This window comes from Okeanomitos corallinicola TIOX110 (genome assembly GCF_038050375.1).
Taxonomy (GTDB): domain Bacteria; phylum Cyanobacteriota; class Cyanobacteriia; order Cyanobacteriales; family Nostocaceae; genus Okeanomitos; species Okeanomitos corallinicola.
The window spans coordinates 1,532,258-1,547,474 of record NZ_CP150886.1; the positions used below are offsets into that span (position 1 = coordinate 1,532,258).

Genomic DNA, 15,217 nt, shown 5'->3' on the forward strand with positions numbered 1-15,217 from the left:
AAAATGAGATTTTATCAAAAAATCTAATGTCATACTTAAAGTTTGATCTCGTTTGCATTCTGGATTCTGGATTCTGGATTCTGAATCCTGACCTTTTATTCCTACTCCACTACATGAATTTTTCAGTTAAATGAAGGAGTGATTTATATCAGATGCTGGCACAATAATTTTTTCCACTTTGTTAAAAAATGCTTGTTCTGAAAAATTATTGACAGCATGATTACGAATATTTTCGTAATTCCAAGATATTCCCGTCGCTTCTAGTAATGCAGCTTGTAAAGAATCGGGAGTTTGCCTTTTAAAAAATACTCCTGTTTGACCAGGTATTTGAGTATCTAATACTCCACCGGCTCCATAGGCAATTACTGGAGTTCCACTAGCATTTGCTTCTACTGGAACTAATCCATAGTCTTCTAAGGCAGCAACAATAATTGACTTAGCTCTAGAAAATAAGTCTTTACGTTGACTATCGCTCACGTGACCTAAGAATTCTATATTTGGCAATGCCTTAGATTTTAACCGTTCTAGTTCTGGCCCGTCACCTGATATTAATAAATGCCACCCTAACCAGTTAAAAGCCTCGACGATGATATCAAGACGTTTATAACTTATCATCCGAGCAGATGCCAAGTAGTATTCTTGTTTTATATCTGAAAAGATAAAGTTACTGGTATCAATTGGATAGTTAATTACTATTGCTTGTTTACCATAAATTTTCTGAATACGACGGGCAACTATACTGGAATTAGCAATGTAAATATCTGGTTCTTGAGAATATTTGAGGTCTACATTTCTCATCATTTGAAATATTTTTTCAATTAATGGAGCAAAGTAGCGATAATCTCCATATTCTCGTAAATATGTTTGCGTATCCCACAAAAATCGAGTAACATTATGGCAGAAACAAATATGACGTGCCTGGGAATTTTTTCTGACTGCTTTGGCAAAACTGGTACTACTACTAATAATTAAATCGTAGTCTTGTAAATTTAAGGCGCGAAATGCAGGAAAGTATAAGGGAGCTATCAAACGAAAATATTTAGCTGCACCGGGAATATTTTGTAAAAAAGTTGTGTTGACTATGCGATCGCCTAAATCAATGGTTTTTTGTGGATCATATAAAGATGTGAAAATATCGGCTTCAGGGTAGCGTTTACAAAGCAATTCAAAGACTCGCTCTGCCCCACCACGCTGGGTTAAATAATCATGGACGAGAGCAATTTTCATGGCTAATACTTTATATGATAATGTTGACCACGCTATAAATCGTTGCTTGAGGGTTTACAGATACTAATAATTTCTCTGGTTATAGCAGTATTATTTCTGTACTAAACCCTTCTTTAGATAGTTATATTTTGTCGTTGATTTTGACAAGGGTGTAATTGTAATGATGATGCAATTACTATCCGGTTTCAAAATTATAGATTCAATGACATTTTCTAATTGTGAATTAGAGGTGCAAATAGAATAACAACTAAATTCTGATTTATTTGCTCGTATTGAACAAAAATATACTCTGGCTGACCAATTGATTCTCAAGAATTTCTAGCCCCCTAAAATAGGAGGCTAATTTTATGACATGAATTGTGATTTTTTACTTTATTTCGCCATTACTAAAGTCTTAGATGATGCAAAATAAATTGTTTGCTCATGGCGGAGTTTGTCACAAAGTCTACCTGTGGGTAATTCCACATCATCGTAGGTAAGAACTTGATCTTTAGGAATATCTCTTTTTAAACGACATCCTTCGGCTATTCCCATTGGCAGTAAATTTTCTTGCTGAACAATGTCTGAATTTTCACATTGTCCATAGGTCATGTAATAACCAATGCCGTCTAATGTTTCTCCAGCTTTAAGATCAATTTTGGCAGTAGCGACAACATCAACTACTGGACCATCTAAAGGAGATAATACAGCATCATGAAATAATACTGCACGGGCTACAGAAAGGGGAACTTCAAAATGGCAAAGGTGATAGGGAGTATAGAAACTATAAAGTGGTCCTTCTCCCAATTTATAAAGGTTTAAATAATGCCTTTGTTTGGGATCTTCATGGGTAGCAAAAACAAACACTCCTGGCCCTGGTTTTGTACCCACTACATAATCAACAATTCCACCTAATTCTTTGAGTTGATCTACATCATACATTTTGGTCATTTCATCTACATGACCTGTGTATTCGTAGCCTAACATTCCTCTTTTTGCCACCTTCATTCCTGTACCATTGGCAACAATTGCTTGTTCAAAAGAAATTTTTGTGCCATCTGCAAAACTTGTCACCATAGCGGGATTTTGACCCCACTTTTGGGCAAAACCAGCTTGAGTTGTGGGGTTACGATAGGGGTCTTGTAAACCTTTAATATTTCCACACAATAAGGGGGTTAAACCAATGCTTTTCACAAAGCGATAAAGGTTCATTTCTACCCCTGGTTGATCACCATCACAAGCAGTTAAAATCACTCCGGCACGGTTAGCATGAACTTTGAGAATGGGTCCAATTGTGCCATCTAATTCTGCATTCATGAGAATAATATGCTTTTCATGGGCGATCGCTCTCATCACTAAATGAGCAGCATATTCAATTGTGCCTGTAACTTCAATGATTGCATCAATACCATCTGCTTCACATAGCAACATGGCATCTTCTGTAATTGCATATTGATTTTGAATCAAAGCATTTTCTAAATCCAATACACTAGAAACTACTTTAACATCCTCAATTCCTGCTTCTAAATACGCTCTTTTTGCACCATCAAGATGACGGTTAGAAATAGCTACTAATTCCATCCCAGGGACAGAATTAATAATCTGATTGGCAATACCTCGACCCATAAAACCAGCACCAATCATGGCTACTTTTACAGGTTGACCTAATGCAGCACGGGCTTGTAATGCTTGATCAATAATAATCATTATTTATACTCCTACTAAACTAGATTCTAGTAATTCCCAATTCCGATCTTTTTCAGACATTTCAGTTACAGTTAAAGGCCAAGAAATATCTAATAGGGGATCGTTATAACGTAAACCACGTTCATATCCAGGGGTGTAAAATTCCCCTACTTGATAAACAACTTCTGCTCCATCTGTTAAGGCTTGATAGCCGTGAGCAAACATTTCTGGTACATATAAAGCACGGCGATTTTCCGCAGTTAATTCCACGCCAATATGGGATAAATAAGTTGGAGAATCAGGACGCATATCCACAATTACGTCATAAATTGCCCCTTGAGTGCAACGAATTAATTTTGTTTCTGCGGCTGGTAAAACTTGATAGTGCATTCCCCGCAATGTCCCTTTTTGATGATTAAAAGATAAGTTACACTGGGCAACTGTTGGTTTTAAACCATGATCTGCAAATTCTTGAGCGCAGAAAGTCCGCGCAAAAAAACCGCGATGATCTGGTTTTTCTTCTAAGTCAATTATGAAAGCTCCAGGAAGATTTGTTTCGGTAAAAATCATATTTTTTTAGAAAATAGGGAACGGAGAATAGGAAATGGTAAATATTTTTAATAATTATCCATGACCCATTAATAATAAAGACTCAAATATATTTTACTCACCTAATCCCATAAATTCAGGGATAAATTATAGATTCGGTTTAATGAAGTTATCATGATCATATTGAGTACAAAATTCTATATATTTTCATGAATTAGCTATGTAAATAAAAATATATTTCCAAGCTGATCACATAAAAAATTCACTAATTTATTATTCCTTACTTCTACGGGCAATTTGTGAGGATAATTGACTAGACTCGGCAATTTTAAATTCAGGATTAGAAATAACTTCAAAAGTAGAAGTAGTCACTAAAGCCAAGAAGGAAACTACTACCTGAATAGCAGAAAATGGCCATCTTCTAAAAGCACCCAATAAAACTCTCAGGTTTACTTCTCGAAAATTATTTAGGATCATATTTCCAGAAAACCGCTTCGAATATCCATTTTCTTGCAGCTTGAGAATTACTTCTGGAATGTGCTTATATTGCATTAATAGAGCAGATTTTGGCTCTTTCTGCCAATAACTAACACCAACAATACATTCTAAATAAATATCTTTACTGACAATTACTTTGCCATTTGCAGCACAATAACCAGCTAAATATGCCAAAGATATCCAATTATTGGCAGCATCTTTCCAAATTTTTAAAGCCTGTTTTACTAAGTCAGTTCTATAGATTGAAGCTGTTAAAAAAATAACTGCCCCAACACTTTTAGAAAAGCAGTATTCAAAGATTGCTTTTCCATCACCTTCTCCATTTTCATTATCCGCGTCAAACCAGCGATTACCACTTATTTTTGGTGGATGGACTGGTGAACCAGTAATTTGATTTTTACCAGAAAAATTGAGAAATAATAATGATAAATCTTGATGTCGTTTAATCTTATCTATGACATAATTAACAGCTTTATCTTGAATTGGATCATCATCTCCAATTGCCCATACATATTTTGTTGTTGCTGAACTCAGGCAGTAAATAATATTTCTCATTACACCTAAATTTTCACTGTTTCTATTAACTTTAAAAGTTACATTATTAAAAATATATTGCCATTTTTTAATTACTTCTGGAGTGTGGTCACTAGAACAATTATCGGAAACTAGGATTTCACAATCATTTTCATAACCTTTAATAGCCTTAAATAACCACTCTAATTGTTGATCTAGCAAATCTGCACGATTATAGGTAGGAATAGCAATAGTCAGTATTTTATTCATATCTTAAAATCAAGAAACCCAATGATTTTGAAAATTTTATGTGAGAGCATAAATTATTTATACCTGATTAAAAGTAGCAGCATAGATTATTAATTATAAATTATTAACTGCTACTTTTATTAAGTGAATTAGAGGCTGAATTTATTATTTATTCCAAAAGAAATCTTTGTCAATTTGTTGGGTACGGATCAAATACTCTAATTGTTTTAATCTTGTAAATCCTCTAAACAAAAATGTATCTTCTGTCATCTCAATTTGCCGGAATAAATCATATAATTGTTGTGCGCCTTTCTGAGCATTCCAATCACATTTAAAACCGGGGAGAGTAGTGTTAATCTTTTCAAAAGAGACTCGATAACTACGATTATCTGAACCATTATCACCAAAGGTTAATTTACAACCGGGGAAAGTCTCAGCAATAATTTCTGCAATCTCTTTGACTCGATAATTATTTTTTGTATCTCCCACATTAAAAATTTGATTGTGGATAATATCTCTGGGTGCTTCTAATGCACAAACGATGGCTTTGCAAATATCCAAAGCATGAACCAATGGCCGCCAGGGTGTACCATCGCTGGTCATTTTAATTTCTTTGGTTGTCCAAGCTAACCCAGCTAAATTATTTAAAACAATATCAAATCGCATTCTGGGAGAAGCACCAAAAGCAGTAGCATTTCTCATGAATGTGGGTGAGAAATCATCATCAGCTAATAGTTTGATATCTTTTTCTACTAATGTTTTACATTCAGCATAAGCTGTTTGGGGGTTAACAGGTGATTCTTCTGTGACATCATCTTCACTAGCAACACCATAAACACTACAGGAAGACATATAAACAAAGCGACGTACTCCCATAGATTTCGCTAAGTTCGCTAATCTTACAGAACCTAAATGATTAATTTGATAGGTAATATTGGGGGATAATTGTCCGGTGGGATCATTAGAAAGTTCAGCCATATGAACTATTGCTTCCATACCTTCTAAATCTTCCGGTGTGATATTACGAATATCTTTGTTGAGGGTTTTGGCGGTGATTTCTGTGCCATTATATAACCAACCAACTTTATAAAAACCTGTATCTACACCAAGAACTTCGTGACCTTTAGCTGTTAATAATTGAGGTAGTAAAGAACCTAAATATCCTTCTGTTCCTGTAATTAATATTTTCATGATTTTTAAATGTTTGTAGTGATGAATTTACTGGATTTTTCAGATTTAGTCCATGAATAATTAACCGCAGATTAATGCGGATTAATTTGCATCGAGTTTGTGGGATTCTGATTCTAAATTTGGTTTAGGCGACTAAGCTTTTTAAATGTGCTTGTTGAGGAATTTGCTTAACTATGGCTTTACCAATTTCTAAGGAAGAAGTAGCAGCAGGTGATGGTGCATTGCATACATGAATGGAATTTTCACCGGGAATGATTAAGAAATCATCTACCAACGAACCATTATTCCTTAATGCTTGAGCGCGGACTCCTGCATGGGTGGGGACTAAATCTTCTGCTTGCACTTCGGGAATTAGTGTTTGTAAACTGCTCACAAAGGCGGCTTTACTAAAGGAACGAATGATTTCTTGAATTCCTTCATCAGCGTGTTTTGCTGCTAGTTTCCAAAAACCTGGATAGGTAATTACTTCTGCAAAGTCTCTGAGGTTAAAGTCGGTTTTTTTGTAGCCTTCTCTTTTCAAACTCAAGACTGCATTGGGACCTGCATGAACGCTACTATCAATCATGCGGGTAAAATGAACGCCTAAAAATGGAAAATCAGGGTTAGGAACAGGATAAATGAGAGTTTTAACTAAATAGCGTTTTTCTGGGGTTAATTCGTAATATTCTCCCCGGAAGGGAACGATTTTAGCTTCAGGTTTAGCCTTACCTAATTTTGCAATGCGATCGCTATGTAATCCGGCACAATTAATCACAAATCTTGTTTCAAAACTGCCCTGATTTGTTTCTAATACCTGGTTTTTACCACTGGATGAGATTTGCAAAACTTTGGTATTTAGACGCAAATCTCCACCTTGTTTTGTAATTATTTCCGCATATTTTAAACAGACTTGTTTATAATTAACAATCCCTGTAGAAAATACTCGAATACCTGCTAAACAACTCACATGAGGTTCAATTTCTTTAACTTCTTCAGGACTAATTTTTTGTACTGGTATTTGATTTTCTAAACCTCTTTGATAAAGTTTTTCTAACCGAGGTATTTCTTCCGGTTTTGTGGCCACAATTACTTTACCACAAATGTCATGTTCGATATTATGTTTTTGGCAGAACTCAACCATTGATTGACTACCATCGCGGCAAAACTTAGCTTTAAAACTATTTGGTTTATAATAAATTCCTGAATGAATTACACCACTATTATTACCTGTTTGATGAAATGCCCATTTACCTTCTTTCTCTAATACTAAAATCTTGGCATCGGGATAGCGCAATCCTAAATTCATTGCGGTAGAGAGTCCAACTATTCCCCCACCAATAATCGCAAAATCATACATTAGTAATTTTTCTCCAAATATTAAATCTCAACTTGCTATACTAAGCATTCAGCTTAGGCTCAAAAATTACTATTTGATAAATTCCTAGATTATCAAATATTCTGACTCCTGAATTCTTAAATTACTATTCCCATACTTTCCAAGGTGCTTGGTTTTTACGCCATAAATCTTCTAAGTAGTTTTTATCTCTTAAAGTATCCATTGGCTGCCAAAATCCATTATGCTTAAAAGCTGAGAGTTGTTGCATATCTGCTAACTTTTCTAATGGTTCTTTCTCCCAAACTGTAGTGTCATCAGCAATAAAGTTAATAACTTCTGGTTCAAGTACAAAATAACCACCATTTATCCAAGCTCCATCACCCTCTGGTTTTTCTCTAAAATTGGTAATTTTAGTTTGTTCTTGTCCTAAAGAAATTGCTCCAAATCTTCCTGCGGGTTGTACTGCACTCAGTGTTGCTAAACCTTTCTGTTCTTTATGAAATTTGATTAGTTCTGTGATGTTAATATTACTAACTCCATCACCATAGGTAAAACAAAATGTCTCATTACCAATGTGTTCTCTAACTTTTTTTAAACGTCCACCCGTCATAGTATTGTCACCTGTATTAATTAAGGTAACACGCCAGGGTTCGGCATATCCAGAATGGATACTCATCTGGTTAAATCTCATATCAAAAGTTACATCTGACATATGTAAGAAGTAGTTAGCAAAATATTCTTTAATGATGTAACCTTTGTATCCACAACAAATGATAAAATCATTAATACCATGAGTCGAATATATTTTCATAATATGCCAGAGAATCGGTTTACCTCCGATCTCTACCATAGGTTTAGGTCTGATACTGGTTTCTTCACTTAAACGTGTACCAAGACCACCAGCTAAAATAACCGCTTTCATGCAATTTACCTCAAATATTGGCTGATATTTTTCTATTTATCTTTTTAGGATGAAGAGGATGCACAATTAATAAATATCCAGGTTCGGAAATTATAATGCTTGTCATAGCAAGATTTTTCACAACTCAGATTGTGTTTAAATCATGAATACCTTACCTATCAGTTTGTTCATTCTAGATTCAGTAATCAATGAGTTAGCATATTCTGAATCCTGACTATAGAGAAAAATTTTGACCTGCTTTTCTCTAAAAACTATCTAAAAATAATTTAGCTGCAATCTGATGATAAATTATAAAGAATTAGTAAGAATATAATATTTTATTTTTAAACTGTTGCTAAATATGTGACAAAAATATTCATAAATAACTGCAACAATAAAAAAATATATATAGGGTTTGCTGATAAAGTCTTGTCGTGGAGACAGGTGACAGGTGACAGGTGACAGGTGACAGTTTCAAGAGTTGGATGGGAACTATTTTTCCTTGAAGCAGGAATTAAATGCAAGGTTTTTCAGTTCTCACCTCATCAAAGCTTGCATTTTTTGAAAGTCAAAATCGCTAAAATCGTTTACCTGTAATGTTTTGAGATTTATTCAGCAAGCCCTATATAGTTTTATATACCTCTTGGAAAGAAATTTTTACTTAAATAAAACTAGAAATGATATTTAAGATACCAGGCATAAATAATATTCTGTCTGGCAAATTAGTGATAATTATGTGTAAAAAAACATTGTGAAAAAGCTTTTTTACTACCAGAAAGACCCTTATAGCTGCGACTTTAAGGGTGGACAAATGAACATGATATTATTCAAGGTTAGGTTAGGAATGATAATTTATTCATTGACAGATTCATCACAAATTCTTACCTCTTAATTTTTAGTCTTCCTCTTTAGGGATTAAGTCTTCTAAATATTATTGAACTTTGGAATAAAGCATCACATTTCTTGGACACAATCACACAAATATTGCTGATTGCTTGTTGGTAATTATCCATATCTTCTTGTTCCAAGTAAATTTGAGCGGATTTTTCTAAATCTTTAATGGCTTGTGCCTGATTTTCTTTAACTTTACTTTCCCCATATTGGGCGAGTTCATAATGAACCATACCCCGTTTCAGATAAACTTTAGCCATACGAGGATCTATATTTAATGCTCGGTTAAAGTCAGCAATAGCTTGTTGATATTCTTGGGCATAATTACTGCTATACTGGGCAAATTGATAACGGGCAAGACCACGCTGAAAGTAAGCTTCTGCTTTGGAGGCATTTAAGTTAATTGCCTGAGTAAAATCAGCAATTGACTGTTGATATTGCTGCTGGTAATTACTGCTGTATTTAGCTATTTGAAAACGAACAATACCTCGTCTAATATAGGCTTCTGTATCACGATAATTGAGACTAATGGCAGTATCAAAGTTTTGAATTGCTTGTTCATATTTTTTATCAGGATCGCTACTATAATCAGCTAACATATAGTATGTGTTGCCGCGATTGACAAAGGCTTTTACTTCTTGAGGATTAATTTTTAAGGCTTGGTTATAGTCTACTAATGCTCCTTCATAATCATTGAGATTGTAACGAGCATTGCCGCGATTGATATATAATTTGGAAAAATTAGGATTTTTTTTGATCCCTTTGCTAAAGTTCTCAATTGCTTGCTCATATTCTCTATTTTGGTAATTAGTATTACCCCGTTCATAATAATCTACAAAAGTGAGATTTTCATCTTCAGTGATTTGTTTAGACTTTTGAGAAATTAGGCTTTGCTGAGTGTAAGGGTTTTGGGAAACAAAAGGGCGGGTAAATTTGATCATTAAATCTAAATAACCTAGCAAACCCAAACCAAAAATACCAAACAAAATGCTGTAGAGCCTGGTCTTGTTTGGAGTTTTAGCTGCTTGATAATTAAACCCATTTTGGACAAATACTGGTTGCCAATGATGTAGGGGTGATGGTGAAAAAACTCGTTGACGTATTTGAGGCGTTTGTTGACGACGAGTTTTTGACTTTTTCAGTGGTTGCAGATGTTCCCTAGAAGCGATCGCTTCTAACGATGGAAAAGGATCACGTCCACCTAACTGGGCAGCACGTTCGCACCAAGGACACTTTTGCAAATGGTTATAGTAAAGATGTTGGCTGTTAGCATTACAAGTAATTAAACTTTCTTCTGCTTCTGTCAGCGCTGATAACCAGGTTTGAGCCGTAGGGCGTAAATAGGGATTGTTATGGCCATCTTCAAAACAAAGTACAAACAGTTCCTGTAAGCTAGGATGTAGCATTTCCCAAGCAGGAGCAATGGGAGTAGGCAAATAAGGAACTCTTTGCTTCTGACTATAGGTAAAATGACCAGCCACAATTCTGGCTTCGTAGGTTGGGGGATCAAATAAACCTTGAAAAATCCCAGAAAATGGGTGTGTACCTTCCATTAACAATTGGAAAATCAGTACAGCTAACCCAAATAAATCATGGGAACTATCCCGATCATAGTCAGCAAAAGTTTTATTTTGCAGTTCTGGAGGTGTATATTCAGGTTTACCCACTGAACAACGATAAAAAATATTTTCTTGGGGATCACGGACTTGGAAAGAGTCGGTATCCACCAAGGTCACTAATGCGGTATTACTAACTAAAATATTTGACTCATTCACATCACCAATACAATATTGACTGGTGTGCAAAGCGGCAAAAGCTGCTGCTAAATTACGAGCAGTCCGCAATAAATATTGGTAATTAAATAAAGGGCTATTTTGACGACGGTTGCCTGGATTATAAAAATCCATAATTGGCTGCATTTGTCGGATGCGAGGCATTAAAAAACCAACAATCGTATCACTACCATCTGTTGCTTTTAATAATTCCTGTGGCCAAGCAATAGAAATATGCCCTAAGCTGGCTGTAGGGTTTTCTGGAGGGTTGGCAATCATGGCCTGAAGTTTCTGACCATGGGTGAATATGGGCTTGTGATAGATTTTTGCGACTAAATTTTCATCAGATGGCACTGCATAAACACAAGCTTCACCACCACGTCCTAAACTGACTGTGAGATCGAGAAGTTGCTGATCGGGAAGAGAACGAAGTACCTGCATAGTTTAATTATAGTTAACAGTAGTTATAGATCAAGACTGGGAGATTTAGGTACAGACAACTAGATAGTTGGTCTATACGGAATGGGAAATTGCCAAAACACTGAACCTAAACCTTGCGGTCTGCACCCTACAGATGTTTTCATATCTTGAACTCACACCAGTAATTGCTCAATTTTTTTCCTTTGTACCTGATGTTTGGATATTTATGAATTTACCATTAACTAATGTGTAGTTCGTGACTTGTGAAAATTACTGTACATTCTACCCAATCCACATTTTTATGAGTTGTTGAATGCGGCTATAACCAACGTTAAATCATCATCTGTGCGTTGGGTAATACGTTCAGAGTTTAGGAATTTCACTAATTGTTCTTTGGCCACAATTTTATCTTCTGCATGAGCTACAAAATCAAACAGGGGAAAAAAGAATGGTTTATGAGGTTCACCAACCAACATATTTAAAGCCAGCATTTGTAGTCCATCTGTCAGAACCCCAAGATTAACTATGTTATGACGCAAAATTTTAGTTTGAGTTGTAGCTAAGGCATCCGGTGACGTTAAAAACGTGGTTTCGTTGATGTACTCACCGCTTTTAGGTATAGTTAATGCTTGTAGGTTACCTGTACTGTCTTTAACTACGGCTACACCATCGCCAATTTGGGCTACTGCTACTACTTTGGGACTGGCGATCATAATAATTAAGGTAGTTGCTAAATCACCTGTTTGATGTTTAGATACCTCTGCTTCTTCTTCTACCGCTTTTCTGGCCGCTAACATGGCATGAGCAAGTATATCGCCTAGCAATTCATCATCAGCCAGGGTACTATTGGTAATTTCCCAGCTAGATATATATTCTATCGCTGTTTCTACAGCAATCATTGCTCCCACTTTTCCCAAGCTGGCAGAACCAGCACCGTCAGCTGCTGCAACCACTAACACATTATTAGGTAATATTTGCCAATGGTGAGCATCCTGACATAACTGTTGATTTTTGATATGGCTAGTTCCACATACGGAAGCGGCTACTATTCGCCACTGAGGAATCTGTTTTGGTGTGTTCATAAATTTTTTCTCACAGCTATAGCGGGTAACAGGTAATAGAGAACAGGTGACAGGTGAGAGTTTGTGTTAAACGTCCCCATGATGACAAAGTTTAAGGTTGGTTGTTTTGGAGATTAAATTTTTGTCAATGAATATAGCTGGTGTGAAAATATAATATCCATAAACCACACTGCTACCTGCTGATATCCTAACCACCTTGCTGGTTGCTATAACTGCTAACCGCTAACTGATAACTTTTAAACAGAACCCCAACCAATAGGTGGTAGCGCTACTTGCTCGTCTACCTGGGAATGGGAGACTGCGGACATACTCGCTGATAACCACACAAACATTTCAATAAAGTTTAAACCTTTAAGTTTGAGTGGTGTACGTACAGCTATTTGATTTAAACGGTGCATATTCGCATTTTCTACTCCTACAGAAAAGAAAGCCACGCGTTTGTTTGCCTCATCTCCCTGTAAGCGTTGTACTGCCTGTTCAATAACATCATCTAGTTCACCTTGCGGCTCACCATCTGTAATCATAAATACCCAAGGACGATAGTAAGCAATACCGTTAGCACGATACTGAGATTTACGTTCTTGAATAAGTTCTAAAGATTTATGAATCCCTGCCCCCATTGTCGTTAGCCCTTGGGCTGTTAAGATAGGTGGGTTGAATTGGTCTGCGGTCACAAAATCCTGTACAACGTTAATATGACTATCAAAAGTCACAATCGCTACTTCTACCCTTCTGGCTGCCAATGAATTTTTTACCAGTTCATCCTTGAAAGTCAGTAGCCCTTGGTTTAGAGCCTCTATCCTCTCTCCTTGCATAGAGCCAGATGTATCTAGCAACAATACACAGGGGCAGCGGGGTTCAGGGTTTTCTGCAAATTCTACTACTTCATCTAGTTTGAGTGTATCCAGCATAACCTTTTGTGTTATGTTATAGTCCAACGTTTGAATTTCCTGTTCTCAAAGTATATAGTTTGCCAGACTAGTACGACTACAAGTATGGTATTTGGCTGTAGATGACTGAAACTTCATCTATCAAGCTATTCTCTTTAAATGCTCTATTTCAGGAAATTTGAATTACCATAAAGTTGATTTCAAGCAAATCACACAAAGAGGTAATATTTCTTTATTTTTAGTCAAAAACCATCCTTAATTTATCTATGAATAATTGACAATACAATATTCAATATATACATTTACAATCAATAAAAGTTTAAAGATTTTATGTGGAAAATTTTTAATCTTTGATTACTTAATAAATGCCACTTAAATCCAATTTTTTAAACAATAGATACAGTGTAACAATGGAAACAGATAATTTTTATTACATTAAAAACTCTCGGCAATTTTACATCCTACTATTATTTTCTAAATAAAACTGGATTATTAACTCTATCTAAAAATAGATATGTATTAACTTGTCCATAATCAATTGGTTCATGAATAAATATGAAAATAAATACATATTTAATCTAATTACCAAATTTATTCTTTTCCAATTCTAAGTCAATTTTTCAGAAAAACTGTAAAATTATGAATAATACTGGTACTTTTAACAAACTATCTCCTGAACGTTTATTAAGACAGTTAACGAATTCCTCTGATACTACTTGTTTACAAGTATTAAAAAGCTCGGTTTTATGGTCAATATATTTGGAACAAGGCAAAATTATCTATGCTACTCATTCGGTAGAACCCTTTGACAGACTGGAAAGACATATACGCCGTCTCAGTCAACAACTGCCTTTGATTACCAATGAAGTGCGTGTACAATTACGCATGAGGTTTGAACCAGATTGGCAAACTCGTTTCAATGAATCTCATGATGATCATGGTGTCCAACCACCAGAATATCAAGCTATTCATTGGCTACTGACTGAAAAATATCTGCTTTCCCACCAAGCAGCATTACTGATTCAAGAGTTAGTTAAAGAGGTAATCGAATCTTTTTTGTTAATTCGGGAAGGCACTTATGAGTTAACTGCTCCTGTTGATAGTTTACCACGAATTTGTAAGCTAGATGCCGAAAATATCATGGAACGCTGCCAAAAACGGTTACAAAATTGGCTGTCTTTTGCTCCCCAAATATCTTCTCCCTATCAGCGTCCACACTTATTAATTAATGGTAAATTCTATGACAAGCAATTACCAGAACTACAAAAAAATCTCACTACCTGGATGAAGGGTTTTAGTCTGCGTCATTTAGCAGTAATTATGAATGTGGATGAGGTGGAATTATCAAGAACTTTATACCCACATATCCTTCAGGGTTCGATTATTTTGCATCAACCAGATCCTCCATTTGATCAGTTACCTCCCATCTGTGATGATATGCCATTAATTTTTCAAGACAGTATTATTAAAACTAATGGAAAATCTCTGGAGCGAGGTTTAGTACCTAAGACTAGTCTGAAAGCAGATCCTCTGGTTCAAGCTCAGTCTCTAACTAAAGCAGATAATCCACAATTAACAATATCAAATAGCATACAATCTGAGGTGGAAACCGTCAATACTGCTACTATAACTGCCAAAAAGCCTTACAAAATCATTTCTGTAGATGATAGTCCTACTGTTCTTAAAGAAATTAGTCGTTGTTTACAGGATGAAAATGTTGCTGTAGTCACTATCAATGATCCAGTGAAAGCGGTCATGTCTATCATTAGGCATAAACCTGATTTGATTTTGTTGGATCTGAATATGGCAGGAATTGATGGTTATGAGTTATGTCGAATCATCCGCAATAATTCTATGTTTAAGGAAGTTCCTGTGATTTTTGTGACTGGTAGTAAGGGCATTGTTGATAAGGTAAAAGCAAGAATGGTAGGAGCTTCTGGTTATTTAACTAAACCTTTTACTCGTGCAGAATTGTTAAAAATGATTTTTATGCACCTAGCGTAAAGTTAATCTGGGACTGGGGAAAAACTTTTTTAAATTCCCGATTCCCGATT

General features: G+C 35.5%; 11 protein-coding genes. 1 reads left to right on the forward strand and 10 read right to left on the reverse strand.

Annotated features, from left to right (window positions below):
- Positions 1 to 126 precede the first annotated feature (126 nt).
- The 10 genes from WJM97_RS06650 to WJM97_RS06695 all read right to left on the reverse strand — a co-directional run bounded on the left by WJM97_RS06650 (position 127) and on the right by WJM97_RS06695 (position 13,184).
- A complete protein-coding gene (locus WJM97_RS06650) occupies positions 127 to 1,227 on the reverse strand; it encodes a glycosyltransferase (protein WP_353932255.1) in 1,101 nt (366 codons plus the stop codon).
- Between the two features lie 372 nt (positions 1,228 to 1,599).
- A complete protein-coding gene (locus WJM97_RS06655) occupies positions 1,600 to 2,913 on the reverse strand; it encodes an SAF domain-containing protein (protein WP_353932256.1) in 1,314 nt (437 codons plus the stop codon).
- A gap of 3 nt (positions 2,914 to 2,916) precedes the next feature.
- Positions 2,917 to 3,462: a dTDP-4-dehydrorhamnose 3,5-epimerase gene (gene rfbC / locus WJM97_RS06660; RefSeq protein ID WP_353932257.1), complete on the reverse strand. Its 546-nt coding sequence runs from the start codon at positions 3,460 to 3,462 to the stop codon at positions 2,917 to 2,919.
- Positions 3,463 to 3,714: 252 nt separating this feature from the next.
- The gene (locus tag WJM97_RS06665; protein ID WP_353932258.1) at positions 3,715 to 4,722 is read right to left on the reverse strand and encodes a glycosyltransferase family 2 protein; all 1,008 of its coding nucleotides are present in this window, start codon (positions 4,720 to 4,722) and stop codon (positions 3,715 to 3,717) included.
- 144 nt (positions 4,723 to 4,866) lie between these two features.
- Positions 4,867 to 5,892 carry an SDR family oxidoreductase gene (locus WJM97_RS06670; RefSeq protein ID WP_353932259.1) on the reverse strand — a complete coding sequence of 342 codons (1,026 nt, stop codon included), beginning with the start codon at positions 5,890 to 5,892 and terminating at the stop codon, positions 4,867 to 4,869.
- A 124-nt stretch (positions 5,893 to 6,016) separates the two neighbouring features.
- Positions 6,017 to 7,228, reverse strand: a complete 1,212-nt coding sequence (lhgO, locus tag WJM97_RS06675) for an L-2-hydroxyglutarate oxidase (protein WP_353932260.1) — start codon at positions 7,226 to 7,228, stop codon at positions 6,017 to 6,019.
- 124 nt (positions 7,229 to 7,352) lie between these two features.
- Complete coding sequence (gene rfbF / locus WJM97_RS06680) at positions 7,353 to 8,129, reverse strand: glucose-1-phosphate cytidylyltransferase (RefSeq protein ID WP_353932261.1); 777 nt, start codon at positions 8,127 to 8,129, stop codon at positions 7,353 to 7,355.
- Positions 8,130 to 9,016: 887 nt separating this feature from the next.
- Positions 9,017 to 11,212 (reverse strand): tetratricopeptide repeat protein, encoded by a 2,196-nt coding sequence (locus WJM97_RS06685; RefSeq protein WP_353932262.1) that lies wholly within the window; start codon positions 11,210 to 11,212, stop codon positions 9,017 to 9,019.
- 278 nt (positions 11,213 to 11,490) lie between these two features.
- A complete protein-coding gene (locus WJM97_RS06690; protein ID WP_353932263.1) occupies positions 11,491 to 12,273 on the reverse strand; it encodes a PP2C family serine/threonine-protein phosphatase in 783 nt (260 codons plus the stop codon).
- A 236-nt stretch (positions 12,274 to 12,509) separates the two neighbouring features.
- Complete coding sequence (locus WJM97_RS06695) at positions 12,510 to 13,184, reverse strand: VWA domain-containing protein (RefSeq protein WP_353932264.1); 675 nt, start codon at positions 13,182 to 13,184, stop codon at positions 12,510 to 12,512.
- Between the two features lie 618 nt (positions 13,185 to 13,802).
- On the opposite strand from WJM97_RS06695, the gene WJM97_RS06700 reads away from it, so the two are divergent.
- Positions 13,803 to 15,167: a response regulator gene (locus WJM97_RS06700; RefSeq protein WP_353932265.1), complete on the forward strand. Its 1,365-nt coding sequence runs from the start codon at positions 13,803 to 13,805 to the stop codon at positions 15,165 to 15,167.
- The last annotated feature ends 50 nt before the right edge of the window (positions 15,168 to 15,217 follow it).

Excerpts from the sequence above, each read along its gene's own strand:
- WJM97_RS06650 (WP_353932255.1), bottom strand. The coding sequence starts at position 1,227 with ATGAAAATTGCTCTCGTCCATGATTATTTAACCCAGCGTGGTGGGGCA.
- WJM97_RS06655 (WP_353932256.1), bottom strand. The coding sequence starts at position 2,913 with ATGATTATTATTGATCAAGCATTACAAGCCCGTGCTGCATTAGGTCAA.
- rfbC (WP_353932257.1), bottom strand. The coding sequence starts at position 3,462 with ATGATTTTTACCGAAACAAATCTTCCTGGAGCTTTCATAATTGACTTA.
- WJM97_RS06665 (WP_353932258.1), bottom strand. The coding sequence starts at position 4,722 with ATGAATAAAATACTGACTATTGCTATTCCTACCTATAATCGTGCAGAT.
- WJM97_RS06670 (WP_353932259.1), bottom strand. The coding sequence starts at position 5,892 with ATGAAAATATTAATTACAGGAACAGAAGGATATTTAGGTTCTTTACTA.
- lhgO (WP_353932260.1), bottom strand. The coding sequence starts at position 7,228 with ATGTATGATTTTGCGATTATTGGTGGGGGAATAGTTGGACTCTCTACC.
- rfbF (WP_353932261.1), bottom strand. The coding sequence starts at position 8,129 with ATGAAAGCGGTTATTTTAGCTGGTGGTCTTGGTACACGTTTAAGTGAA.
- WJM97_RS06685 (WP_353932262.1), bottom strand. The coding sequence starts at position 11,212 with ATGCAGGTACTTCGTTCTCTTCCCGATCAGCAACTTCTCGATCTCACA.
- WJM97_RS06690 (WP_353932263.1), bottom strand. The coding sequence starts at position 12,273 with ATGAACACACCAAAACAGATTCCTCAGTGGCGAATAGTAGCCGCTTCC.
- WJM97_RS06695 (WP_353932264.1), bottom strand. The coding sequence starts at position 13,184 with ATGCTGGATACACTCAAACTAGATGAAGTAGTAGAATTTGCAGAAAAC.
- WJM97_RS06700 (WP_353932265.1), top strand. The coding sequence starts at position 13,803 with ATGAATAATACTGGTACTTTTAACAAACTATCTCCTGAACGTTTATTA.